The 23556-nt window shown below is 74.6% G+C and carries 22 protein-coding genes and 1 pseudogene; 11 read left to right on the forward strand and 12 right to left on the reverse strand.

Annotated features, from left to right (window positions below):
• The 3 genes from BUB17_RS26120 to BUB17_RS12910 form a co-directional block, all read left to right on the forward strand.
• A partial coding sequence (locus BUB17_RS26120; RefSeq protein WP_175561357.1) for a lysylphosphatidylglycerol synthase domain-containing protein occupies positions 1-376 on the forward strand: 376 nt, incomplete at its 5' end.
• Positions 377-450: 74 nt separating this feature from the next.
• Positions 451-1455, forward strand: coding sequence for a lysylphosphatidylglycerol synthase transmembrane domain-containing protein (locus BUB17_RS12905; protein ID WP_175561358.1), 1005 nt, complete (start codon positions 451-453; stop codon positions 1453-1455).
• On the forward strand, positions 1452-2153 hold the full coding sequence (locus tag BUB17_RS12910; protein WP_072918549.1) for a phosphatase PAP2 family protein: 702 nt from the start codon (positions 1452-1454) through the stop codon (positions 2151-2153). The genes BUB17_RS12905 and BUB17_RS12910 overlap by 4 nt, the downstream gene beginning before the upstream one ends.
• 139 nt (positions 2154-2292) lie before the next feature.
• Here BUB17_RS12910 and BUB17_RS12915 read toward each other — a convergent pair whose 3' ends face one another.
• Positions 2293-2796 carry a hypothetical protein gene (locus BUB17_RS12915; protein WP_072918551.1) on the reverse strand — a complete coding sequence of 168 codons (504 nt, stop codon included), beginning with the start codon at positions 2794-2796 and terminating at the stop codon, positions 2293-2295.
• A 253-nt stretch (positions 2797-3049) separates the two neighbouring features.
• Entirely contained in the window at positions 3050-3343 is a 294-nt protein-coding gene (locus BUB17_RS12920) for a hypothetical protein (protein WP_141243012.1), read from the reverse strand.
• Positions 3344-3428: 85 nt separating this feature from the next.
• On the opposite strand from BUB17_RS12920, the gene BUB17_RS26865 reads away from it, so the two are divergent.
• The 3 genes from BUB17_RS26865 to BUB17_RS12935 all read left to right on the forward strand — a co-directional run bounded on the left by BUB17_RS26865 (position 3429) and on the right by BUB17_RS12935 (position 5569).
• Positions 3429-3566, forward strand: a complete 138-nt coding sequence (locus BUB17_RS26865; RefSeq protein WP_175561359.1) for a hypothetical protein — start codon at positions 3429-3431, stop codon at positions 3564-3566.
• A 115-nt stretch (positions 3567-3681) separates the two neighbouring features.
• Entirely contained in the window at positions 3682-4818 is a 1137-nt protein-coding gene (locus BUB17_RS12925) for an Acg family FMN-binding oxidoreductase (protein ID WP_072918554.1), read from the forward strand.
• Positions 4819-5026: 208 nt separating this feature from the next.
• Complete coding sequence (locus tag BUB17_RS12935) at positions 5027-5569, forward strand: flavodoxin domain-containing protein (protein ID WP_072918557.1); 543 nt, start codon at positions 5027-5029, stop codon at positions 5567-5569.
• A 214-nt stretch (positions 5570-5783) separates the two neighbouring features.
• On the opposite strand, the gene BUB17_RS12940 is transcribed toward BUB17_RS12935, so the two are convergent.
• The 3 genes from BUB17_RS12940 to BUB17_RS12950 all read right to left on the reverse strand — a co-directional run bounded on the left by BUB17_RS12940 (position 5784) and on the right by BUB17_RS12950 (position 7888).
• Entirely contained in the window at positions 5784-6536 is a 753-nt protein-coding gene (locus tag BUB17_RS12940) for a DUF6544 family protein (RefSeq protein WP_141243013.1), read from the reverse strand.
• A 49-nt stretch (positions 6537-6585) separates the two neighbouring features.
• Complete coding sequence (locus tag BUB17_RS12945) at positions 6586-7491, reverse strand: hypothetical protein (protein ID WP_072918560.1); 906 nt, start codon at positions 7489-7491, stop codon at positions 6586-6588.
• A 163-nt stretch (positions 7492-7654) separates the two neighbouring features.
• On the reverse strand, positions 7655-7888 hold the full coding sequence (locus BUB17_RS12950; protein ID WP_072918562.1) for a hypothetical protein: 234 nt from the start codon (positions 7886-7888) through the stop codon (positions 7655-7657).
• A 260-nt stretch (positions 7889-8148) separates the two neighbouring features.
• Here BUB17_RS12950 and BUB17_RS12955 point away from each other — a divergent pair, with 260 nt between their 5' ends.
• From BUB17_RS12955 to BUB17_RS12965, 3 genes are all read left to right on the forward strand, one after another.
• Positions 8149-10584 (forward strand): heavy metal translocating P-type ATPase, encoded by a 2436-nt coding sequence (locus tag BUB17_RS12955; protein WP_072918563.1) that lies wholly within the window; start codon positions 8149-8151, stop codon positions 10582-10584.
• A 67-nt stretch (positions 10585-10651) separates the two neighbouring features.
• Complete coding sequence (locus tag BUB17_RS12960) at positions 10652-11113, forward strand: hypothetical protein (RefSeq protein ID WP_072918565.1); 462 nt, start codon at positions 10652-10654, stop codon at positions 11111-11113.
• A gap of 82 nt (positions 11114-11195) precedes the next feature.
• Positions 11196-11825, forward strand: coding sequence for a DUF305 domain-containing protein (locus tag BUB17_RS12965; protein WP_072918567.1), 630 nt, complete (start codon positions 11196-11198; stop codon positions 11823-11825).
• Between the two features lie 189 nt (positions 11826-12014).
• Here the strand turns inward: BUB17_RS12965 and BUB17_RS12970 are convergent, their stop codons facing one another.
• The gene (locus BUB17_RS12970; RefSeq protein WP_208983393.1) at positions 12015-12320 is read right to left on the reverse strand and encodes an SHOCT domain-containing protein; all 306 of its coding nucleotides are present in this window, start codon (positions 12318-12320) and stop codon (positions 12015-12017) included.
• A 192-nt stretch (positions 12321-12512) separates the two neighbouring features.
• On the opposite strand from BUB17_RS12970, the pseudogene BUB17_RS28560 reads away from it, so the two are divergent.
• Positions 12513-12689 (forward strand): annotated as a pseudogene (locus BUB17_RS28560) (nitroreductase/quinone reductase family protein); the annotation flags it as partial.
• A gap of 715 nt (positions 12690-13404) precedes the next feature.
• On the opposite strand, the gene BUB17_RS12980 reads toward BUB17_RS28560, so the two are convergent.
• The gene (locus tag BUB17_RS12980; RefSeq protein ID WP_141243014.1) at positions 13405-14166 is read right to left on the reverse strand and encodes a hypothetical protein; all 762 of its coding nucleotides are present in this window, start codon (positions 14164-14166) and stop codon (positions 13405-13407) included.
• A gap of 810 nt (positions 14167-14976) precedes the next feature.
• Between BUB17_RS12980 and BUB17_RS12985 the strand changes: the two genes are divergently transcribed.
• Entirely contained in the window at positions 14977-16380 is a 1404-nt protein-coding gene (locus tag BUB17_RS12985) for a threonine/serine exporter family protein (protein ID WP_072918572.1), read from the forward strand.
• A 57-nt stretch (positions 16381-16437) separates the two neighbouring features.
• Here the strand turns inward: BUB17_RS12985 and BUB17_RS12990 are convergent, their stop codons facing one another.
• The 5 genes from BUB17_RS12990 to ald all read right to left on the reverse strand — a co-directional run bounded on the left by BUB17_RS12990 (position 16438) and on the right by ald (position 23474).
• Positions 16438-17961 (reverse strand): amino acid permease, encoded by a 1524-nt coding sequence (locus BUB17_RS12990; protein WP_083606314.1) that lies wholly within the window; start codon positions 17959-17961, stop codon positions 16438-16440.
• A 190-nt stretch (positions 17962-18151) separates the two neighbouring features.
• Positions 18152-18424: a hypothetical protein gene (locus BUB17_RS12995; RefSeq protein WP_072918574.1), complete on the reverse strand. Its 273-nt coding sequence runs from the start codon at positions 18422-18424 to the stop codon at positions 18152-18154.
• A 147-nt stretch (positions 18425-18571) separates the two neighbouring features.
• A complete protein-coding gene (locus BUB17_RS13000) occupies positions 18572-20101 on the reverse strand; it encodes an aldehyde dehydrogenase family protein (protein WP_072918576.1) in 1530 nt (509 codons plus the stop codon).
• A 371-nt stretch (positions 20102-20472) separates the two neighbouring features.
• Positions 20473-21879, reverse strand: a complete 1407-nt coding sequence (locus BUB17_RS13005; RefSeq protein WP_072918578.1) for an NAD(P)/FAD-dependent oxidoreductase — start codon at positions 21877-21879, stop codon at positions 20473-20475.
• A 464-nt stretch (positions 21880-22343) separates the two neighbouring features.
• On the reverse strand, positions 22344-23474 hold the full coding sequence (gene ald, locus BUB17_RS13010) for an alanine dehydrogenase (protein ID WP_072918579.1): 1131 nt from the start codon (positions 23472-23474) through the stop codon (positions 22344-22346).
• Positions 23475-23556: the final 82 nt, after the last annotated feature.

A 23556-nucleotide genomic window follows, 5' to 3' on the forward strand; every position in this document is an offset into this window, starting at 1 on the left:
CCGGGTGCTGCGCAGCGGGCTCACCGCCCCGCGCCGGGCCCGGTGGCTGCCGGGCGCGCAGCTGGGCTGGACGGCGATGGGGGTGGCGCTGGAGGGGGCGGCCCTCGCCGCCGCGGTGCACGCCGTGGGCGGCTCGGTGCCGCTGCTGGCGACCGCGGCCGTGTACGGCGGGTTGCACCTGCTGTGGTCGGTGCTCCCGGCGACCGGCGCACCCGGCGCCGCTGAGGTCGCCCTCGTCCTGGCACTGACCACGCTGGGGGCGCCGCTGGCCGGCGCCTGCGCCGCCGCGCTCGTGTTCCGGTCGCTGGTGTTCTGGGTGCCGGCGCTGGTCGGCACGCTGCTGTCCGCCCGGTTCGAGCACCGCTTCGGCGCATGAACGCCGCCGCGCCCCCGGACGACCGGTGGCGCTCCTGCCGCCGGGCCCTCACCGGGCCCGCCGCGCGTACCACCGTGACGGTCGCTGTGGTGGCCGCGGTCTTCGCCGGGGTGTTGCCGCGGATCGCCGACTACTCCGCGGCCTGGGACCTGGTGCGCGGCCTCACCGCGTTGGAGGTCACCGGTGTCGCCGCGATCGCGCTGGTCAACCTGTTCTCCTACGCCCCGCTGTGGATGGCGGCGATGCCGGGGCTGACCCTCGGCCGCGCGGTGCTGTCCGACCAGGCGTCGACGGCAGTGTCCAACACCGTCCCGGCCGGATTCGCGTTCGGCGTCGGCACCAACGTGGCGATGTACCACTCCTTCGGTTTCTCCGCGGCCGAGATCACCCGTGCCGTGGCGCTCACCGGCGTCTGGAACACGCTGGTCAAGCTCGCCACCCCCGCCGTCGCGCTGGCCGGGGTGGCGCTGGTCGGGGACGTCGACCCCTGGCTGGGCACCGCCGCCCTCGTCGGCAGCGGCGTCCTCCTGCTCGGCGTCGGCACGCTGCTGACCGTCGTCACCCACGGCCGGGCGGCCGCGGTGCTGGCCGCGGCCGCGGAGCAGGCGGCGGACCGGGTCGCCCGGGTGGCGCGCCGGCGTCCGCCGTCCGGCTGGGGAGCGCGCACCGACCGGTTCCGCACCGACTCCCTGGACCTCCTGCGGCACCGGTGGGGGCACCTCACCGCCGCGGTGGTCGGCAGCCACGCGGCGCTGTTCCTCGTGCTGCTGACCTGCCTGCGCGCCGTCGGCGGGCAGGGCGCGGACGTCCCGTGGGTCGTGGTCCTGGCCGTCTTCCCCCTCACCCGCCTGGTGATCCTCGTACCGATCACCCCGGGCGCCCTGGGGGTCGCCGAGCTCAGCTACGTGGCCGGGCTGACCGCCGTCGGCGTGGACCCGTCCGCGGCCGCCGGGACGGTGCTGCTGTTCCGCTTCCTCACCTGGTTCCTCCCCATCCCGACCGGCGTCGTCACGTGGCTGCTCTGGCGGTCCGGCGTCGGGCAGGTCCGCAGCGCCGACCCTGCCGCGGTGCGGTCGTGACCCGCGCACGCCGACCCATCGCCCGGTACCGGCGGCGCCGGGCAGACGTCTGGACCCTGCTGGCCGCCACGGCCGTGACGGCGCTGTGCTCCCGGGCGGTGTCCTCCGGGGACGTCGGGCCGGTCGAGGAGGCGGTGTTCGACTGGGTGAACCGGTGGCCGGACCGGCTGGAGGAGCCGCTGTGGCTGCTCCAGCTGCTCGGGGTCCTGGGGGTGCCGCTGCTGGTCGCGATCCCGGCGCTGGCGCTGCGCCGCTGGCGGCTGGTCCTCGCGCTGGTCCTGCTGGTGCCGCTCAAGCTGCTGGTGCACGGCGAGGTGGTCAAGGGCCTGGTCCAGCGTCAGCGGCCCGGGAGCACCCTGTCCGAGGTGGTGCTGCGGGACGTGCCGTCGGCCGGCGTGGCCTACCCCTCGGGGCACGCGGTCATCACCGCGGGCATCGTCGTCCTGCTCGCCCCCTACGTGCGGCGGCGCTGGCTGGCCGTCCTGGTGGTCCTGGCGCTGCTGAACGCGGTGGCCCGGGTCTACCTGGGGGCACACGCGCCGCTGGACGTGGTCGGCGGCGCGGCGCTCGGCGTGGCCATCGGCGCCGCGCTGAACCTGCTGGTCGGCGTCCCGGCGTTCCGCCGGCGTGCCGGTCCCTCCTCCGGCGAGATCGGCGGTCCCGCACCCCCGCGACGGAGATCCGTGCGACACCGGTGACCTCGCCGGGGATGAGCGGTCAGGTCCGGCGGCGGGCCGCTGCAGCGGGATCAGCGGCTGGGCGCGGACGACCGGGGTGGCCAGATGGGTGCGCAGCCGCACGGAGCGGTCCGCGGTGAGGTGGTGCCGACCGGCTGGATCAGCCGAGCACCGACTCCAGCGTGGTGGCCGCGAGCAGCCGAGCCCACCAGGGCCGGCGCGGGAGGGATCCCGTGGCGGCCGGCCGGGTGCGACGCCAGGCACGCCGGGCGGGGCGGACCGCCATGGCACCGCCCTTCATGCTGACCCAGCCACCGGGACCCATGGTCACGGCAGCCTTGGCCGCGCTGGGGCGGGCGGCCAGCCGGCGGGCGATCATCACGCCGCCCACCACGAGTTCCGCCGTGGTGATGACCTTGGTGACGTCGACGACGGGGTGCCACCGCACCCGGCCGTTCCGGAGCACGAAGGCGCCCATCGGACGGCTGCCGGACATCTCCGCGTCGAAGCCGCTCTCCTCCCTGCCGGCCCCGGCGCCGCGGGTCGCGGTGTGGCTCCTGGCCGCCGTCGCGGTGATCACACTCGTCCCGTCCCGCTCGTACGGCGGGGCGAAGGCGAGGACCTGCCGCTCGTGGCGGTCGGGGGTGGGTCGGGGCACGGCCATCGGATCTCCAGGTGTCAGGCGGTCGGGGCCACGCTGGCACGGGAGCGGCAGGTCCGGTATGGGCCGGAGGTCCCGGCTGCGGACGTCCTTCGACCGGCGCGGCGGTCCGCGCCGGAGCCCACGATCGGCCGCGGGCCGGAACCGGCCGGCCGTCGGAGGGGGGACGCTCGGTATGCGGACCCGCACGGCCGCGCTGACGGTGGACGTGGTGAGAGCAGACGTCGTGGATGCCGGCCGGATGGAGGTCGTCGGGTCACTGACGGCCCGGCGGGACCTCCTCGTCGACGGCGGCGAGGCCGAGCTGGTCCGCACGCTCGCCCTCACCCGCCGGGAACGGAACTGGAACGGTGCCGGCTCCGCCGTCAGCCGGCCGACGGAATCCGTGCTCGGCCGGGTCGACCTCGACGCGGCGGGCGCCATGGCAGCCGGGCAGACCCTGCACCTGCACGCCGTCGTGCCCGCGCCGGGGAGCGGCGAGGCCTCGATCGCCGGCCGGTTGGTCCAGCAGGACTACGCCGTGCGACTGCGGTGCCGGACCGAGGGACACGTCGCCGAGGCGACGAGGCAGGTCCACGTGCCCCTGGCACCCGAGCCGTCCTCGCTCGGCGAGTCGCCCGCCGAGGTCCCTGCACGTGCCCGACCGCCTCCCGGCGCCGACCTCCCGGACCCCGGACTTCGCGGTGCGCTGGGTCCTGCGGGCCGTCCTCGACCGGGCTCTGCGGCGCGACCCGCACGTCACCCTCGAGCTCCTGGCGACGACCGCGGGCTGACCCGCCGCCCGGAGCGATCGACGGACCTCCGTCCCTCCCGATCGGGACCCACTGCCTCTGTGCCGGGCCGCACCGCAGGCCGAGGCTCCTCGCGTACCCACTCCCAGGAGCTCCCATGGACCACCCCGCCGACGCCCCGCGTCCGCATGCTCGCCGTGCGGACGCCCGGGCCGTCGCCCTCGAAGCAGCCGTCGACCAGGCGGTGCTCGCCCCCTCGGTGCACAACACCCAGCCGTGGACCTTCGTCCTGGGCCCGGAACGCGTGGAGGTGCGTGCCGACCGCCGTCGGCAGCTCACCGCCCTCGACCCGCTCGGCCGCGAGCTGACGCTGAGCGTGGGGGCGGCGCTGTTCAACCTGCGCGTCGCCCTGTCGGCACGCGGGTCGGCCGCGGCGGTGGAGCGCTGCCCGCGGCCCGACGACCCGGACCTGCTGGCGGTGGTGCACGCCGGCGGGACCGGACCCGACGTCTCCCTCGCCGAGTACGACGCGGTCATCCCCCTCCGGCGGACCAACCGGCGCCCGCTGACCGGCGAACCCGTCCCCGACGACCTGCTCGGCGAACTGGTGGCCCTCGCCGCCGCCGAGGACACCGTGCTGGTCCCCGTGCTGCGCGAGGACCACCGCCACCTGGTCGCCCGGGTGACCCGGCAGGCCGACGAGCTGCAGAACGCCGACCGCGCCTACCGGGCCGAGATCCGCCACTGGACCACCCGGCCGGCGGAGGAGGGCGACGGCGTGCCGGTGTCCGCGGTCCCACGCATGGACGGCCTGTCCCCTGTCGGGGTGCCTCAGCGGGACTTCGACACGAGGGGCGAGGGGAGGCTGCCCGCGGATCCCGGCGACAGCGCCGAGCGCACGCTGGTGCTGCTGGCCACCCGGGCCGACCACCCGCTCGCGTGGCTGCGCTGCGGCGAGGCGCTGCAGCGGGTGCTGCTCGAGCTGACCCGGCGCGGGTGGGTGGCGAGCCCCGTCACGCAGGCCATCGAGGTCCCGCTCACCCGCACCCAGCTGCGAGCCGCCCTGACCTGGGACGCGCACCCCCAGGTGCTGCTGAGGATCGGGCACGCCGACGACCTCGTGGCGGCTCCGCGCCGGCCCCGCGGCGACGTCGTCCGCAACAGCAGCCGACCGCCCGAGCTCCGGCGCACCCGGGCGGTCCCGACCCCGGGGGGCTGGCCGCCGGGACGGCGGGAACCCCGGCCCGCGCAGCGCCCGGTGTCCGACGGCCGCGGAGGGACGACGTGGGTGTGACGTCCCGCTCCCGGCCCGTGGTGGCGGGCGTCGACGGGTGCCCGGCGTCGACGGCCGTCCTGGACCGTCCGGTCCTCGTCGTCCCGAACGCCGGGAGCCGTGCCGCCGACCCGAGCGCCGCGCGCCGCTCCGCCGTGGCGCTGAGCTGGTCCACCGACCACGACGCCCCGGGACACCGCGCCGCCCCGCGCCGTCAGGGGCGCGGGCGATGACCCGGGCGCGGCCGCGGGTGCTCGTGACGGCGGCGAGCAGGCACGGGTCCACCCACGGGATCGCCGAGGCGCTGGCCCGCCGGCTGCGGGAGACCGCCGGGGACCGGGGGCTCACCGCGGCGGCCCTGCACGCGGAGAACCGTCCGGACCCGGCCGCGTTCGACGCCGTCGTCCTCGGCAGTGCCGTCTACCACGGCAGCTGGCTGGAGCCGGCCCGGGACCTCGCCCACCGGCACGCCGCCGTGCTGAGGGCCCGGCCGCTGTGGCTGTTCTCCAGCGGTCCCATCGGCGAGCCGCCCTATCCTCCGGACGAGCCGTACGACGCCGCCACCCTGACCAGGCTGCTCGTCCCGCGTGGGCACCAGGTGTTCCCGGGGCGGCTCGAGCCGACGCTGCTGACCGCCCCCGAACGGGCCGTGGTGACCGCGATGCGCGCACCGGTGGGGGACTTCCGCGACTGGGACGCCGTCCGGAGCTGGGCGGCGGAGATCGCGACGGCGCTGACCAGTGCGGTCCTCCCGACGGAGGGGACGACGTGATGACGCCACACCTCCCCCGCCGACGGAACCCCTCGGCCGGTGCGTGCACGGTCACGCCCGGGGTGGTGTCCTCCGCGGGTCCGGGCACCAGCTCGTCACCCGGCAGGGTGGCCGCCACCTCGTCGGCAGTGGCCCCAGTTCCGCCCAACCTGGTGGATCGCCCGCAGGCCCACCGCCCCGGCACCCGCAGCCAGCAGCGCGCGCAGCACCGGGCTCACCGGCCCGGAGGGACGTCGAGGACGAGGTCGACCAGGTCCATCTCCGCGTAGGTGTACTCGCCGTCGGGCAGGTGCCAGACAGCCGCCCCACCGGTCATCCGGGGGCGTCCGTCGACGACCGTCCAGCCCCGCACCGGGGTGCTCCAGGGTGCCCGCACCGGCCCACCCGGGAGATCGGCCCAGCGGTCGTCGGTGCGGAAGTCCCGGGGCCGGCCCTCGCCGTCGAGCAGGACCTCCGCGCTCACGGTGCGCCCGGCGTCGGTGACCGACACCCGGAAGCCGTCGCCGCCGGCCGGCTCCCACCGGGTCCGGGCGTCGAGCAGCATGGCCGGGGCCAGCAGCACCGCGTCGTTGAGCCAGGTCACCAGCTCGCCGGCGTCGAACTCCGGGCCGGAGCCGTCGGCGACGGTGACCAGACCCACGACCTTGCCGAGCATGCGTCCGGAGCCGGCGCGGTAGGTGTCCCAGCCCCACATCGGCACGACCCGGGCGACCAGCAGCCGCATCCGGAACAGGCGGGCGACCTCGACGGCGGAGTTGTACTGCCAGGCGTCGCAGGGCATCCACGGCTGGTCGGGGCGGCGGCGGAAGCGGCCGGTGACGTGCGCCCGCAGCGACCACGTCCGCGGCCGGCCGAGGACCCCCATCGCCCGCAGATAGCGCGCGACCACGGGCGGCAGACCGGCGAGGTCGGCCTCGGTCACCGGTGCCGTGGACACCGGCCGGGTGGGCAGCCCCGCCGCGGACACGCCCCGCAGGAACGCTCGGGGCGGTCGGGCACCACCGGCGGCGGTCTGTTCAGGCGTGGACGTGCGCATCGGGGACCTCCGGGGCGGTCGTGGGGACGGCGCGCAGCAGGCGGACGAGCAGCCGGGTGCCGATGGCTCCCAGGACGCCGAAGCCCGCGATCGGACCGATCACCTGGGCGGGCGTGAAGGTGATGCCGGCGGCCACCTGCAGCGCGGTACCCAGGCAGATCGTCGGCAGCATCAGCACGACGGTGACCAGCAGCGGGGCGGCCAGCAGGTAGCCGAGCGGCTCCCGACGGCGGACCAGCAGGCCGGCCAGCGCCGCGGCCGGGGTGATGACCCCGAGGTCCAGGGAGTAGGTGACCGTCGTCGTGTAGACGTCGAGCAGCTCCGGGGCCCGGCCCTGCAGCAGGGCGGTGACCAGGGGCTGCAGCCACACGACCGCGGTTCCGGCGGCCGAGGCGAGCAGGAACCGCGACAGGGCAGAATGGGGCAGCCGGGCGTCGGCGGCAGCCGCGGCCAGCGCCGCCCGGTCGGTGGCGGTGAACGCGGCGACGAACCCGAACAGGCAGGCCGACAGCAGGGTGACGTAGGCCAGGTAGAGCGGGTTGTACGCGACGCCCAGGGCGTAGTCGGCGTAGACGTACAGCAGGTAGCCCAGCGAGCCGGTCAGCAGCAGCGCCCCGCGCGGCGAACCCTGGCGGTGCTGCAGCCAGGCCCGCACCACCAGCGGGATGCCGAAAGCGAGCACGACCGCGTCGACGGCGGTGTTGTTGGCGGCGGTGAACACCGTGTCGAAGCGGTACAGCCCGTCCCCGGCGAGCTGCGCCACCTGTCCGCGAGGGGTGAGCACCGGAACCGGGTCACCCGACGCCCGCCACAGCAGGCCGACCGCCGCGACGCCCGCCCCGACCGCGGCCACCAGGCCGGGCAGGCGGCGCAGTGCTCTCCCCACGTCGTCCTCCTCGCTGTCGCGCCCGCGGTGGGCGGCACCGGATCGGTGCAGGCCACCGGCAACCCGTCGGCGCGCAGCGGCAGGCCGACGCTAGGTCGTCTGGACGACCGCGGGGACCGCCGGAGGACCAGGACTGTCGGGACGAAGGACCCCGCCGGCTCGCTCAGCGGGGCAGCACCGGAACGCCGGGTCGGGGCAGCACGACGACCTGGCGCAGCTTGCCGCTGCGCGCCTCGACGGCCGGTTCGTCGGGGGTCCGTTCGACCATGACGTCCCGTGCGCCGTGCAGGGCGAGGTGCTCGTGCAGGTCGCGCAGCACCTGCGCCCGCACCGCGTCGGGGTCCGCCGCCGGCGCGACGTCGAGGCGGACGCGCAGCGTGGCCGCGTCGGTCTGCACCAGCTGGCAGCGCCGGACCCCGGGGACCTCCTCGACGACCGTGACCAGCGCCAGGGCGGCACCCGCACCGTCGCGCCCCCCGGGGTCAGCGTCAGGACGTCGTCGGTGCGGCCCTCGACGCGCAGCGCGGGCAGCGGTGGACCGTGGGTCGGCTCGGCGCTCGTCCAGGACGAGCCTCCGACCGCAGCTGGTGAAGATACCCCCAGGGGGTATATGCTCCAGGTCGACCGTGATGACCGGACACCCGTGAGGAGCAGGTCATGCCGATGCAGCAGAGAACGGTCGTGCTCGAGGTCGCCGGCGTGCACTGGGCCACGGAGAAGGCGGTCGCCGAGAAGGTGCTGGGGCGGCTCCCGGGCGTACTGGACGTCGAGGCCAACCCCGTGAGCCAGACCGCCACGGTCATCTACGACCCGACACGGACCTCGGTGTCCGACCTGTCCACGTGGGTCCGCGAGTGCGGCTACCACTGCGCCGGGCAGTCGGTGCCCCAGCACGTGTGCGACCCCGCCACGGAGCCGCACGGCCACGGCGGCCACCGGCCGGCCATGGACGCGGGGGAGGCTCGCCACGGGCGAGCCGGACATGGCGGCCACGAGGCGGGACACGGCAGTCACACCGGGATGACCCCCCAGGACGCGATGGGCCACGGCGGTCACCACGCCGGCATGTCGATGGACGACATGGCCAGGGACATGCGCAACCGGTTCCTGGTCGCCGCGGTCCTGTCGGTGCCGATCCTGCTGTGGTCGCCGATCGGCCGGGAGGTGCTCGGCTTCACCACTCAGGCGCCGTTCGGCCTGCGGGACGACGTCTTCTCGCTGGTGCTGTCGCTGCCGGTGATCTTCTGGTCGGCCTGGATCTTCTTCGACGGCGCCTGGCGGGCGCTGCGCGCGAGGACGCTGGACATGATGGTGCTGGTCGCCGTCGCGGTCGGCGCGGGCTGGAGCTACAGCCTGGTGATCACGCTGAGCGGCGGTGGCGAGGTGTTCTACGAGGCCGCCACGGTGCTGACCGCGTTCGTGCTGCTCGGGCACTGGTTCGAGATGCGTGCCCGCGGTGGTGCCAACGACGCCATCCGCACGCTGCTGGAGCTGGCGCCGCCGCGCGCGGTGGTGCTGCGCGACGGCCGGCCGGTCGAGGTGCCCACCGCCGAGGTGGTCGTCGGGGACCTGCTGCTGGTCCGGCCGGGCGCGAAGGTCCCCGTCGACGGTGTCGTCGGGGACGGCGACTCCGAGGTCGACGAGTCGATGGTGACCGGGGAGAGCCTGCCGGTGCACAAGGCGCCCGGCGACGAGGTCATCGGCGCCTCGGTGAACACCACCGGCGCGCTGCGGGTGCGAGCGACGAAGGTCGGCTCCGACACCGCTCTGGCGCAGATCGTGCAGATGGTGCAGCAGGCGCAGAACTCGAAGGCGCCCGGCCAGCGGCTGGCCGACCGGGCCGCGTTCTGGCTCGTCCTCGTCGCGCTGATCGGCGGCGGTCTGACCCTGGCGGTGTGGTTGCTGGCCGGGGCGACGTTCGCGATGGCCATGCTGTTCGCGATCACCGTCGTGGTCATCACCTGCCCGGACGCGCTGGGCCTGGCCACCCCGACGGCGATCATGGTCGGCACCGGGCTGGGCGCGCGGCGCGGCGTGTTGTTCAAGAACGCCACCGCGCTGGAGACCGCCGCGCGGATCGACACCGTGGTGATGGACAAGACCGGAACCCTGACCAAGGGCGAGCCGGAGGTCACCGACGTCGTCGTCGACGGGATGGCCGCCGACGACGTCCTGGCGCTGGCCGCGGCCGTGGAGCGGGAGTCCGAGCACCCGCTGGCCGCCGCCGTCACCCGGCACGCCGACGACCTCGGTGTGCCGGCGCTGACCGCCACCGGTTTCCGCAACGTCCCCGGCCACGGGGCGGCCGCCCAGGTCGCCGGGCGCCGGGTGCTCGTCGGCAACGCCACGCTGATGGCCGACGAGAAAGTCGACCTCGACACGCTCGGCGCCCGCCGGGACGAGCTGGCCGGCAGCGGTCGCACCGCCGTCCTGGTCGCCGTCGACGGCCGCGCCGCCGGGGTGATCGCGCTGGCCGACGCCCCGCGGGAGACCTCGGCCGCCGCCGTGCGGGCGCTGCACGAGGCCGGTGTGGAGGTGGTCATGCTCAGCGGCGACAACGAGGCCACCGCCCGCCGGATCGCCGGTCAGCTCGGTATCGACACCGTGATCGCCGAGGTCCCGCCCGGCGACAAGGCCGCGAAGATCACCGAACTGCAGCGGGCGGGCAAGCGGGTGGCGATGGTCGGCGACGGGGTCAACGACGCCCCCGCGCTGGCCCGAGCCGACCTGGGCATCGCGATCGGCGCCGGCACCGACGTCGCGATCGAGACCGCCGACGTCGTCCTGATGCGCTCGGACCCGTTGGACGTGCCGACCGCGTTGGCCATCGGCCGCGGCACGCTGCGCAAGATGCGGCAGAACCTGGGCTGGGCGATCGGGTACAACGCCATCGCGCTGCCGATCGCGGCCGGCGTGTTCGAGCCGGCGTTCGGCCTGGTGCTGCGGCCGGAGATCGCCGCCCTGTCGATGTCGGGTTCGAGCTTCCTGGTCGCGGTCAACGCGCTGCTGCTCAAGCGGCTGCGGCTGCCCGCCCCGGAGGCGCCCGCGGCGACCACCGCCCCGACGACCGCGCCGGAGCCGGTGACCCGCTGAACCCGGCACCGAGCCTCCTCGGCAGCCCGCCGGAAAGGGCTCGTAGCCTCGCAGAAAGGGGTGTGGCATGGCAGGGCGAGGCTGGACGGCGGGGCTGCTCCTGTTCGCGGTCCTCTTCATGCACGGGCTGCAGTGCGGCTCGGCCGCCGATGGCGCCGCCCACTCGGGGGCCGCTCCCGTGGTGTCGGTCGCGGTAGCCGCTCCGGTCGTCGGCGACGCTCACCGCGCGGACGCCGCGGCCGACCACGCCGGTCCCGAGGCCGCCGTTCCGCATGCCGCCGACCACGCCACGGCCGGTGCCGTGCTGGGCGGTGACCACGGCGACGCGCCGCGCCATGGGGCCGGCCATCTGTGGGCGGTCTGCCTGGCGGTGCTCGCCGCCGGCCTCGCCCTCCTGCTCGGGCTCCTCGGTTCCCGGCTGGTGCCGAGGGCGTCGGCCGCGCTGAACCGCGCTCTCACCCACGCCGCCGGGTCGCTGCCGATGCCACGACCACCAGACCTGCACGCGCTCTGTCTCCTGCGGACGTAGGCCGAGCCGCCCGACCGCCCCGACTTCGGCCGGCGGTCGCCCGCACGCCCTCGTAACGACCTTCGATCAGGAGAGACCCACCATGAAGTGCACCACCGCACGCCTCGCCGGCGCCCTCGTCGTCAGCAGCCTGGTGCTCGCCGGCTGCGCCGACGACAGCTCCGACGCCGTCGGCCACGGCTCGATGATGAGCGGCAGCACGTCGGCCAGCCCCTCCGTCGGCCTCGAAGCCGACCACAACGCTGCCGACGTCGAGTTCGCCAGCGGCGTGATCCCCCACCACATGCAGGCCATCGCCATGTCCCGGCTGGCCACCGACCGGGCCGTCGACCTGCGGGTGGAGGACCTGGCCGCCCGCATCGAGGCCGCGCAGACGCCGGAGATCGAGACACTGTCCAGCTGGCTGGAGCAGTGGGGCGCCGAGCCCGACATGGGCGGCATGGACCACGGCGGCATGGGCGCCTCCGCCGGCATGGGCGGGATGATGTCCGAGCAGGACATGCACGACCTCATGGCCGCCTCCGGTGTCGCGTTCGACCGGCTGTTCCTGCAGCAGATGACCGTCCACCACCAGGGGGCGGTGACGATGGCCGAGACCGAGATCGCCGACGGGCAGAACGCCGATGCCATCGCGTTGGCCGAGTCGATCCGCGACAGCCAGACCGCCGAGATCGCGGAGATGCAGCAACTGCTGACCGAGCTCGGCGGCTGACCGGACGCTGCGGCGGGGCGGGTCTGCCGGCCGCGCCTCGCCGCAGCGCGGCGGGCAACCGGACGACGCGGGTCCGACATTCTGGGCTCGACCTCTGCACGGCCCGGGCCCGCGCCCCGGTCCCGCGGACCGCCCTCGGTGTCCGGTGCGCCGGTCGTGCGGGTCAGGCGTGAGCACCCAGCCCCGCGGTCACCAGCCGCCGGGACCCGTGCCGGCACTCCTCAGCGTGCCCAGCCGCCTGCGGTACTCGTCCTCGTCGATCTCGCCACGTGCGAACCGGTCGGCGAGCAGTTGCTCGGCCGAGTCCTGCCCGGCTGAGCGCGCGGGCCGCGGAGGGCCACCCCCGGGCCGCCGGACGGCGCGGACCACTGACCAGGCGATGAGCGCGATGAGCGCGAGGAAGAGCAGGGAGGTCAGCGTGGTGGCTGCCCAGCCCCAACCGCCCATGTGGTCCCAGTCGTACCAGCCCATCATGCGGACCCACTCCTCGGTCACCCGCGCTCCGGGCCGTTCCCGGAGTCCCGGCGCGACCTATGCTCGGCCATCGGTCTGCCACGGCACATCGACCAGAGGTCCTCACCAACGGCGACCTACGTCCTCGGCGTCCCACCCACGGAGGGGTTCTTCCCTGAGGTGCGCTACAGCGCTCCCAGGAGCTACCGGCGCCCTCCGGCGGTCTACCTGCACATGCAGTGGCTCGCCCACGCGCTCGCTCGGCTGGGCTGGAGTCCCCGTGACGTCGTCGTCCTGGAGGTACCCGGCCGCCGAGCCGGCTTCATCCGCCGGACGAGCCTGCTGACCACCCACCACGACGGTGAGCGCTACCTGGTCGCCCTGGCCGGGGAGTCGGAGTGGGTGCGCAACGCCCGGGCCGCGGGCGGGCACGTCGTCCTCGGCCGCCGCGACCGGCGCGCCGCCACGCTCGTCGAGCTCCCACCGCCTTGCGCCCGCCCGTCCTGCGCGCATAACTGCTGCACGCGCACGCCCGGCGCGTCCAGGTGGCGCGTCACTACTTCGGGGTCGGCGCCGAGCCGAGCGACGAGGAGCTGCTGGCGGTTGCCGACCGGTACCCGGTCCTCCGGATCGTCATGCAGGCACCTGCCGGCGACAGCGGACACGAAGGGCCGGAGGTCCTGCGGAGCTGCGACCCTCGGACCGGCATGCGTCGGCCGGGTTCCGACTCGAGTGACGGCTGACCGACAGGTGCAGGGGGGCTCCGTGACACCCGACCTGCCGTTCATGCTCCGCGAGGTGGCACGCCTACCCCGGGGAGCCGGCGGTGCTCTCCACTGTCGGGGTGCTGTCCTCGGCCGCGTCCGACCCGGTCGCCGTCGGCCTCCCGGCTGGACGTCGGTGCGGATCCGCGAGGACAGCGAGCGGGTGCCTGGAGTTCGAGCTGACGACCGCCGCACTCCCGGTCGACGCGGGCGCGAGCCGACCGCGCTGCTCTCGAGCACGCCGCGCCCTCACGAGGTCCTCGAGGAGGTCCGCCGGCACCTGCCCCGGCCCACGCCCGTGTCGCTTGGTCGACCTGCATGCTGCAGGGCCGGCCGCGCTGCCGTCCTGGACCGGCCCGTCGTCAGACCGCCGGGGCCGGGAACGCCTGAGGGCGCATCCCGGCCAGGAGCGCGGCCGCCGCCCCGACGATCGCGGCGGCGATCGGCGGCTCCTGCGGGTCGAAGGCGGTGGCCCCCGGGATCCCGGCCGCCGCCTGGGAGCGCAACGCGATCAGGTAGTTCGCCTGGATCACCGCGCTCGACGTCAGCAGCACGGTGCCCAGCACGTGTCCCCACGGGTGGCGGCGCCACAGCAGCACCGCCGCGGTGGCCCAGGCGGGTACGAGCGTCGTCAGGTCCATGGCGTAACCGAGATGGCCGACGGGGGGCGGCTGCAGCAGGAGCCCCTCCTCGGGCGGAGCGCCGGTGACCGCGTACCGCAGGGACTGGTACGTCCACATCGCCCCGAGCGACCCGGCGAGGAGCGCCAGGACCGCGGCGACCGCGCGGACCGGCGTCCGCTCCCGGAACCGTTGGGCCACCGACCGGGCGTCCAGGCCGGTCAGCAACACGCCCAGTGCCACCGCCGCCAGGACGAACACCGCCACGTGCGCGAGGAACAGTGCGTCCATCGCCGCGCCGAAGACGTGGTAGGCGTAGGTGTAGACGGCGTAGGCCAGCATCCCGGCCCAGACGAGCTCGGCACGGGGCGAACCGCGCCTCGCGCGGGCGAGGGCTCCGACGAACACCGGGGTGGCCAGCGTCAGCGTCCCCAGGTCGTAGGCACGGAACGTGGCTGCGTTGGCCGGCGCGTCCTGGTACAGCCCACGCCACACCAGGCCCACCGCCGAGGCTCCTGCGAGCAGGCCTGCGACGACGGTCGACAGCCGCCAGGCGACGCGCCGTGCACCGGTCAGGGGTGCTTCGCCCAGGATCTCTCCGGACCGTCCCGCCGCAGAGGCGGACAGCGGCTCCTCCGGACGGACCGCCGTCCGACCACGGAGCCGCCGGACGGCCCCCGTCACCCGCGCCGCCGCCACGTGCAGCGCTCGCCTCACCCGCGGCGGCCCGTCGCCGGCCGCCGCCCGAAGCCGCCGGACCAGACCTCGGCGCGGACACGCCGCCGCGGCGGTCACCCAGGCATCCCGGTTGTCATCGCCACGACGCCCTCCATCCGTCCGCTGGGACCCGCGGGACACCCGGTCGCGCTCCGGTCCGCTCGATCCCGGTACGTCCGCGTCGGCGTCGCGGACCGCGTCCAGCGAAGCGACCCGCTGACTCCTCGCAGTAGGGGCGGACGTCCTCCCAGCCCGGGACGTCGGCTCCCGACACGGTCCGCAGCCGGGAGAGCCGGGCGACGTCCGGGCCGCCGGGGTCGTGGACGCACCGGCGGCGGCGGAGACGGCCACCACGGTCGCGCCCGACTCGACGAACCGCCGCGCGGCAGCCTGACGTCCTCCGTTCTGGCCTCCTGGCCTCCGTTCCGCTCCCTCGTGACCGCGATCGGAGTCTGCGGCGGACGGGTGATCGGCGAGGAGCCCGGGCGGGCGGACGGTCGTCGCCCCGGCGCCGGGACTCCTTCCTGGTGCTCGCGTGCGAGGCCCCTGGGCGCAGGAGGCCGACGGGTCGAGCAGGTGCCGACCTAGCCTGAGGGCGTGTCCGCCCGTCTCAGGTCCCGTCGCTCGACGTACGCGCGCCTCCCGGAGCGGGCCTGGCGGGCCATCGCGGGGAACGCCCCGCCGACCGCGCCGATCGGCCTGCGCGCCCAGCCCAGCCGGATGGACGACCTCACCGCGCACGCCGCGCTGGGCCTGGCCCTGCGGATCGGGGCGTCGATGCTGGCCGTCGGCGCCTCCGCGGCCGACGTGACCGCGACGATGCTGCGGGTGGCCGCCGGCTACGGGCTGGCCAACTGCCAGGTCGACGTCACCTTCACGTCGATCACGGTCAGCTGGGACCGGGAGGACGCGGTGCCCCTCACCGCCATGCGCACCGTGCGCACGAGCAGGCTGGACTACACCCGTCTGCAGGGGATCACCGACCTGGCACACGCGGTCGGTACCGGGAGCCTCGGCGTCGAGGAGGCACACCACCGACTCGACCGCATCGTGTCGGCACCGCCCACCTACCGCCGGACCGTGCAGGCGCTGGGCTGGGCCGGCGTGGCCGGTTCCGTCGGGTTCCTCCTCGGCGGCGGGTGGCTGGAGGCCCTCATCGCGGCGCTGACCACCGCCCTGATCGAGCAGGTGATGCGCGTGCTCAACCGGCGCAGCCTGCCGCTGTTCTTCCAGCAGGCCGCCGGGGCCGCGCTCGCCACGGGGGTCGCCGTCCTGCTGCTCGCCTGGGACGTCGACGTCCGCAGCTCCCTGGTCGTCGCGGCCGGCATCGTCGTGCTCCTCGCCGGGCTGTCCCTGGTCGGCGCCGCCGAGGACGCGATCAGCGGCTTCCCGGTGACCGCCGCGGCCCGGGCCTTCGAGGTGGTGACGCTGACCGCCGGCATCGTCGTGGGCATCGCCGCCGTCCTGGACGTCGCGCAGCGGGCCGGGATCCCGCTGGACGTCGTCGACACCTCACCGAGCGCCGTGCCGTTCGCCGTCGGGCTGGTCTCGTCGGCCGGGATCGCCGGGTCCTGGTCCCTGGCCTGCCACGCCCGGCCGCGCGCCGTCGTCCTCGCCGCGGGGGCCGGGGGGCTGGCGTGGACGACGTCCTGGGCGGCCGGGGACCTGGGGACCGGTCCCGCGGTGGCCAGCGGGGTCGCGGCCGTCGTCCTCGGGTTCGGCGGGGAGGTGCTGACCGACCGGCTCCGGATCCCCCCGCTGCTCGTCGCCGTCTGCGGCATCGTCCCGCTGCTGCCCGGCCTGGCGATCTACCAGGGCCTGTTCGCGATCGTCGTGGACGCCGACATCCAGGGCGGGCTCGCCGCGCTCGTCGGGGCCGCGGCGGTCGGGCTCGGCCTCGCCGCCGGCGTCACGCTGGGCGAGTACCTCGGCCGACCGGTCGCTGCGCGGCGGGACCGCTACGACGAGCGCGTCCGCCGCCGCGCCATGACCGCCGAGTGAGCCGCCCGCGAGCGCGGTCGCCCCGGACGCCGCCACCGGCGGCCGGGGCGGCTCCGGTCACGGCGCCTCGTTGGGGTAGCCCTCCTCGTCCATCCGCCGGATGACGCGGGGGTCGAGCCGCCCCTCCCCCACAGCGGCGTCGACCTCGACGTCGACGACGGCGCCGTGCTCGTGCATCCACCGGTCGGCGCGGTTCTCCGCCGCGACCCCCTGCTCGGTCAGGTGGGCCTCCCCGATGGCCTTGCGCCGGACGGCGTAGACGACGAGCACCAGTGCCCAGGCCAGCAGGCTGAGCAGCAGCTGCGATCGGGTGCTGTCCCGGACGAACATCAGCACCAGGATCGCCACGATCGCGGCCGCCGTGAGCAGGGTCAGGACCGGGTAGAACCACATCTTCACCCGCAGCCGCTCGGGCGGGATGGTCGGCCGCATCCGCAGCTGGGAGAGGCTGATCAGCAGGTAGACGAACAGGATGATCGCGCCGGAGGAGTTGAGCAGGAACAGGAACACCGTCTCCGGCGAGATGTAGGCGGCGATCACGCAGAGGAACCCGACCACGCTGGACGACAGGATCGCCCACGCGGGCACGCCGCGCTTGCTGATCGTCAGCATCCGGCCGGGTGCCTCGTGCCGGGCGGCGAGCACGAACAGCATGCGGGAGGCCGTGTAGAGGCCGGAGTTCAGGCAGGACAGGACGGCGGTGAGCACGACCGCGTTCATGATCTCGGCCGCCGCCGGGATGCCCATCTCCTCCATCGCGGCCACGTAGGGCGAGTCACCGAGCTCCGTGGAGTTCCACGGCAGGATGGTGGCCAGCAGGAAGATGGAGCCGACGTAGAAGATCAGGATCCGGAAGACGACGGAGTTGGTCGCCCGTGCGATGCCGCGCTCCGGCTCGTCGGACTCCGCGGCGGCGATCGTGGCGATCTCCGCGCCGACCATCGAGAAGACCACGATGACGATGCCCGAGAAGAGCGTGCCGACGCCGTTGGGGAACAGGCCGCCGTGCTCGGTGAGGTTCGAGAAGTCGAGGTCACGGCCCGGCCACAGGCCCAGGACGAACAGCGCGCCGAGGGCGATGAACGCCATGATCGCGAGGACCTTGACGCCGGCGAACCAGTACTCGAACTCCCCGTAGGAGGCCACCGAGAACAGGTTGGTCGCCGTCATGAGCACCATCAGGACGAGCGCCATGAGCCACAGCGGGACGTCGGGCAGCCAGCGCTGCAGGATCGCCGCCCCGGCCACGGCCTCGAAGCCGACCACGATGACCCAGAAGTACCAGTACAGCCAGCCCACGCTGAAGCCGGCCCAGCCGCCGAGCGACTGCCGCGCGTAGTCCGCGAACGACCCGGTCGAGGGGTTGGCGACCGCCATCTCCCCGAGCATCCGCATGACCATGACGATCAGCACGCCGGTGATGGCGTAGGTCAGGAACGCCGCGGGGCCGACCTCACCGATGATCGCGCCGGAGCCGACGAACAGGCCCGCGCCGATCACCCCGCCGATCGCGATCATCGTGAGGTGGCGCTGCTTGAGTCCCTTGTGGAGGTCGCCGCTCTCGGCGGGGCCGTGGGCCATGTCCGCTCCCTCGTGGGAGTACGAGTGGGTGGGGATCAGGCGTGAGTGCGCAAGAAGCATGGGGGCCCCCTGGGGGCCGCGCCACTACAACGACTCCGCTCGGTGACGCCGCGTGCGCGGGAACCGCCCGGCGCGCGGGCGGCCGCCGGAGACCGCCGGCGCCCCTGCCCCGATCAGCCGTCGGCGGGCCTCAGGCCGTCCAGGACGTCGTCTCGTCGAGCGCCACGAGGGCAGCGGCCTGGGCCTCGGTGAGGTCGCCGGAGCGGGTCCACTCGGAGCGCAGGTGCCTCCGTGCGGCCTGCGGGGAGCCCAGGTGGGAGCTGTCCGGGGACCAGGAGTCCAGGAGCACCAGGCTGCGCACCAGGCGCCGGGTCCAGGTCCACGCCGATGCCGGCCCACCTCGGCCGTGCTGCGTGCCGAGGCTGCGGATGCCGGGCTCGAGGTGGTCGGGTTCGCGGGACATCGGTGCTCTTCTGCGTTCCTGTTCGGTGGGGCGGGGCGGCGGAGACGAACCAGCGTCTCGACACCTGACACCACCATACGACCGTGCCGGGGGTCCGGGTCGCCCGTCGCGGCGTGACCGTCCGCACGCCGCCGTCCTCGCGCCCGGTCAGGGTCCCGTGCGGGGCGCGGGGGTGGCTCCGGAGCCGAGGCGCACGTTGATCTGCTTGGTCTGGGTGAAGCCGGCGATCATGCCCTCGAGGGAGACCTCGCGGCCGATGCCGCTCTGCTTGTAGCCGCCGTAGGACTGACCGACGACCTGTCCCCCGCCCTGGTTGACCTGCACCCAGCCGGCTTCGAGCCGGTGCGCGGTGGTGATCGCCTGGTCGATGTCCTGGCTCCAGACGTACGCCGCCAGTCCGTAGGCGGTGTCGTTGGCCATGCGGACGACGTCGTCGACGTCGGTCCAGGCGATGGCGACGACCACGGGCCCGAAGATCTCCTCGCGGGCGAGGCGGAAGCTGTTGTCTCCGCCGGAGAACAGCGTGGGCACGTGGAAGTACCCCTCGGTGAGCGGCCCGCTGGTCGGTGGCAACCCGCCCACCTCCGCGTGCAGCGCGGGGTTGGCCAGCCCGTCCTGCAGGTACTCGGTGATGGAGTCGAACTGGGTCTCGTTGATGACCGAACCGATGTCGCTGCTCTCGTCCAGCGGATCACCGACCTTCATCGCGCCCAGACGCTCCGCCAACCGGGCGAGGACTTCGTCGTGGACGTCGCGGTGCAGGTACAGCCGCGAACCGGCGGTGCAGCTCTGGCCCTGCCGGCTGATCCGCGAGGACAGCACCAGCCCCTCGATGAGCTCGTCGGTCACCGCACCGGGGAACACGATGGAGGGGTTCTTGCCGCCCAGCTCCAGGGACAGGTGGGCCAGCCGCTCCCCCGCCTTGCCGGCGATGCCCCGGCCGACCTCGGTGGAGCCGGTGAAGGAGATCTTGTCGACTCCGGGGTGCTCGACCAGGGCGTTGCCCGCTGCCCGGCCGGTACCGGTGACCACGTTGAGGACGCCGGGCGGCAGGAACTCCTCGCAGATCTCGGCCAGCAGCAGGATGGTCAGCGGAGCGTCCTCCGCGGCCTTGAGCACGATGGTGTTCCCCGCGGCCAGCGCGGCCGGGACCTTGAAGCCGGCGATCATCAGCGGGGAGTTCCAGGGCAGGATCGCGCCGACGACCCCGAGCGGCTCCTGCCGGGTGTACTGCAGCTGCGAGGCCCCGGCCGGCAGCGTCGTCCCCTTCACCTCTCCCGCCACGCCGCCGAAGTAGCGGAACAGATCGGCCAGCAACGCCGCCTCGGGCCGTGCCTGGGTCCGCAGCGCGTTCCCGGTGTCGGCGGCGGTGAGCCGGGCGAGCTCCTCGGCGCGACCCTCGAGCGCGTCCGCGATCCGCAGCAGCACTCGCTGGCGTTCCTTGAAGTGCTGGTCGCGCCAGGCGGGGAACGCCTTCCGGGCGGCGCTCACGGCCCGGTCGACGTCCGGAGCGTTGCCGCGCGGGACGCGGGCCAGGACCTGGCCACGGCGGCCCGGGCTGGTGATCTCCCGCCACTCGCCGTCGGCGGCCTCGACCCAGTCCCCGCCGATGAGCATCAACCGGGTCGGCGGGGACGACTCGCCGGCGGGCGGGCTCAGGACGCTCTGCTCGGACATCGCCTTCTCCTGTGCCTAGGTGGGTGAGGGACCGGCCGAGCCGGGCCGCTCGATGTGCGGTGCGTCGAGTCGTCCGCACGTACCCCGGTCAACGACCGTAGGATGTCTCCGGCGTCGGTGTCCCTCATCCGCCGCGGTGCTCCGGGCCCGAGCAGCGAGACCTGCGAGCGAGTGCCGGAGGCGGCCCCGCACGGCTGGGCCACCGTCCGACCCCGCACGGCGAGCATGCTCTCCCCGACGGCCCAGTCGCCTCTTCGGAGTGGTCCTGGTCATGGCGTCGAGCGGCCCGGCGGCGGCCACACCGGACGACGCGAGTTCGTGGCCGCCCCGTGGCCCGTGGCCCGAGCGCCCTCGGCTGGGCAGCCCCTGGTTCACCTGGCGTCGCCGGCCTCCCGAGGGGCTCCAGGGATGGCCTCTTCAGCATCGGGGGCGGCCGTGGGCGCGATCCGCCGGGGCAGGATCGTCGGCGGGCGGGCCTCGGCCACCTCCTGGCGCGCCGTCTCGAACGCGATGATCCGGTTCCCTCGGTTCTTGGACAGCCACAGTGCGCGGGCCCAGGTGTAGAGGGTGCCGAGCCGGTTGCCCCAGTCCGCCAGGTACAGCACGTGGATGAAGATCCACATGACGTAGGCCAGGAAGCCGGTCACCTTCACCCCGAAGGCGTCGGCGACGGCGGACCGGTAGCCGATCGTCGCCATGGTGCCCTTGTCGAAGTACTTGAAGGGCGGCGTCTGCCGGCCGGCGAGCCGGTCCTTGATGACCTTGCCGACGTACTTCCCCTCCTGGATGGCCGGCTGGGCCACCCCGGGCAGCTTGTCGAGCGAGGCCATGTCGCCGAGGGCGAAGACCTCGGGATGGCCCGGCACCGTGCAGTCGGGACCCACCGGGATCCGGCCGGCGCGGTCGGCCTCGACGCCGGCTTTCTCGGCCAGCATCCGGGCCAGCGGGGATGCCTGGACGCCTGCGGCCCAGATGCGGGTGCCCGCCCGGATCGTCTCCAGCCCGTCCGGTCCCTTGACCGTGATCGACTGGTGGTCCATCTCGACGGCCAGGGTGTTCAGCCGTACCTCGATCCCCATTTGTTCCAGGCGCTTCTTGGTGTACGCCTGCAGCTTGGGCGCGAAGGGCGGCAGGACGGCGCCGGCTCCCTCGAGCAGGATGATCCGGGCCTGGCGCGTGTCCGCGGAGCGGTAGTCCCGGGGCAGCACCGTGTGCGCCAGTTCGGCGATCTGCCCGGCGAGCTCGACGCCCGTCGGGCCGGCCCCGACCACCACGAACGTCAGCCACTCCGCCCGCTCGGCGGGATCGGTGGCGATCTCCGCCATCTCGAACTTGGCCAGGATCCCGTCGCGCAGGTACCGGGCGTCCTCGACGGTCTTCATGCCGGGGGCGAACTCGGCCAGCTGGTCCTTGCCGAAGTAGGAGTGGGTCGCTCCGGCGGCGACCACGAGGGTGTCGTAGGGCAGCTCGAGCAGCCGCCCGTCTGGTGCGCGGGCACCGACCACCCGCCGGTCCAGGTCGAGGTCCTGCACGTCCGCGAGCAGCACGCGGGCGTTCCGCTGGCGCTTGGTGATGCTGCGCAGCGCCGGAGCGATCAGCCCGGGGGGCAGGATGCCGGTCGCCACCTGGTACAGCAACGGCTGGAAGAGGTGGTGGTTGGCTCGGTCCACCAGCGTCACGTCGACGTCGGCACGGTCGAGGGCCCGGGTGACGTTGAGCCCCCCGAACCCGCCCCCCACGACGATGACCCGGTGCCTCCCGGTCTCGCTCACACCCATGCTTCGCCCCCTCGTGCCAGGCCACGGGGCTGTCGGAATCCGCCTCGCCCAGCAGCTCTCGTGTGCACGGTGGTGTCTCTCGCGACGGATCGTCTCCCGCCAGCGGCAGGCCTACCGGAATTCCAGGGCCGCCGCCAGTGGACCGGTACGCACCCGGTGAGCGCAGTCGGGTGTCGTCCGTACGCCCTCCCCGCGCCTCACCCACCTCGGGACGGCACAGCCGCGCCCCGCGGCACCCCTGGGCAGTGGGACGGGACTGCGGTCGGACGAGGCCACCGTACGAGCGGGGTCCCGGCTCAGGAGGACGGCCGACCTGTGCCGCGCGGCCCGCGGCTGCGTGCCTTCGGGACGAGGGTGGTCCCGGTCGCCCGGACGACGACGGGCTCCTCCAGCACCAGCCAGATCTTCATGGGGTCCGCCTCTGCCCTCGTCCACGCCCGTGCTCACTCTGCCCGATCGACGTCTCACCGAGCCGCGAGGAGCTCGCCGGCGTCGGTGAAGGGGAGCTCGTGGGCCTCGGCCACCGGCTGGTTGACGAGGCTCCCGTCGAGAGTGCTCAGGCCGAGGCGCAGGGCCGGGTCGGCCCGCGCCGCGCCGGTCACCCCGTGCCGTGCGACCCGGACGAGGTACGGCAGCGTGGCCGACGTCAGGGCCAGGGTCGAGGTCCGAGCGACCGCCCCGGGGATGTTGGCCACGCAGTAGTGGACGACCCCCTCCTCGACGTAGGTCGGCTCGGAGTGGGTGGTCGGCCGGCTGGTCTCGAAGCAGCCGCCCTGGTCGATCGCGATGTCGACCACCACGCTGCCCGGCCGCATCGCAGCGACCATCTCCCGGCTGACCAGCTTGGGTGCCTGGGCGCCGGGCACGAGGACAGCGCCGATCACCACGTCGGCCTCGGCGACGTAGGTCGCCGTCCGGGCCCGGTTGGGCGTCACCAGGTCCAGCCGTCCGCCGAAGATGTCGGACAGGTAGGCCAGCCGGCTCGGGTTGGTGTCGAGGACCCGGACGATGGCCCGCATCCCCAGCGCGATCTTCGCCGACTCGGTGCCCGCCACCCCGCCGCCGATGACGAGGACCTTCGCCGCGGGGGTGCCGGGGACGCCGCCGAGCAGGATCCCGGCTCCACCGGCCGGGTTCTCCAGGTGGTGTGCGGCGGCCTGCACGGCCATCCGGCCGGCGACCTCGCTCATGGGGGTGAGCAGGGGGAGCTTGCCGTCGGCGGTCTGCACCGTCTCGTAGGCGATGGAGTCGATCCGCCGCTCCAGGAGGAACTCGGTCAGGCCGCGGTCGGCGGCCAGGTGCAGGAAGGTGAACAGCTGCTGGCCCTCGCGGAAGCGGTGGTACTCCGCGGGCACGGGCTCCTTGACCTTGACGATCAGGTCGGCTGCGTCGAACACCTCGTCGGCGGTCGGTACCACCTCGGCACCGGCGGCGGCGTACTCGTCGTCGGCGAACCGGGACCCGACGCCGGCGCCGGCCTGCACGACGACCTGGTGACCGCCGTGCACCAGCTCCACGACGCCGTCGGGGGTGAGCGCCACCCGCTTCTCGTTGTCCTTGATCTCGCTGGGTACTCCGACGACGAGCGTGCTCACGGCGGATCTCCTCCGGTCGGGACCCGGTGCGGTCGCACCGGCGCGGTTGTCGTGGGTCGTTCGGGGACGGGTGGCCCCGAGC

Source organism: Geodermatophilus obscurus (genome assembly GCF_900143215.1).
GTDB lineage: Bacteria > Actinomycetota > Actinomycetes > Mycobacteriales > Geodermatophilaceae > Geodermatophilus > Geodermatophilus obscurus_A.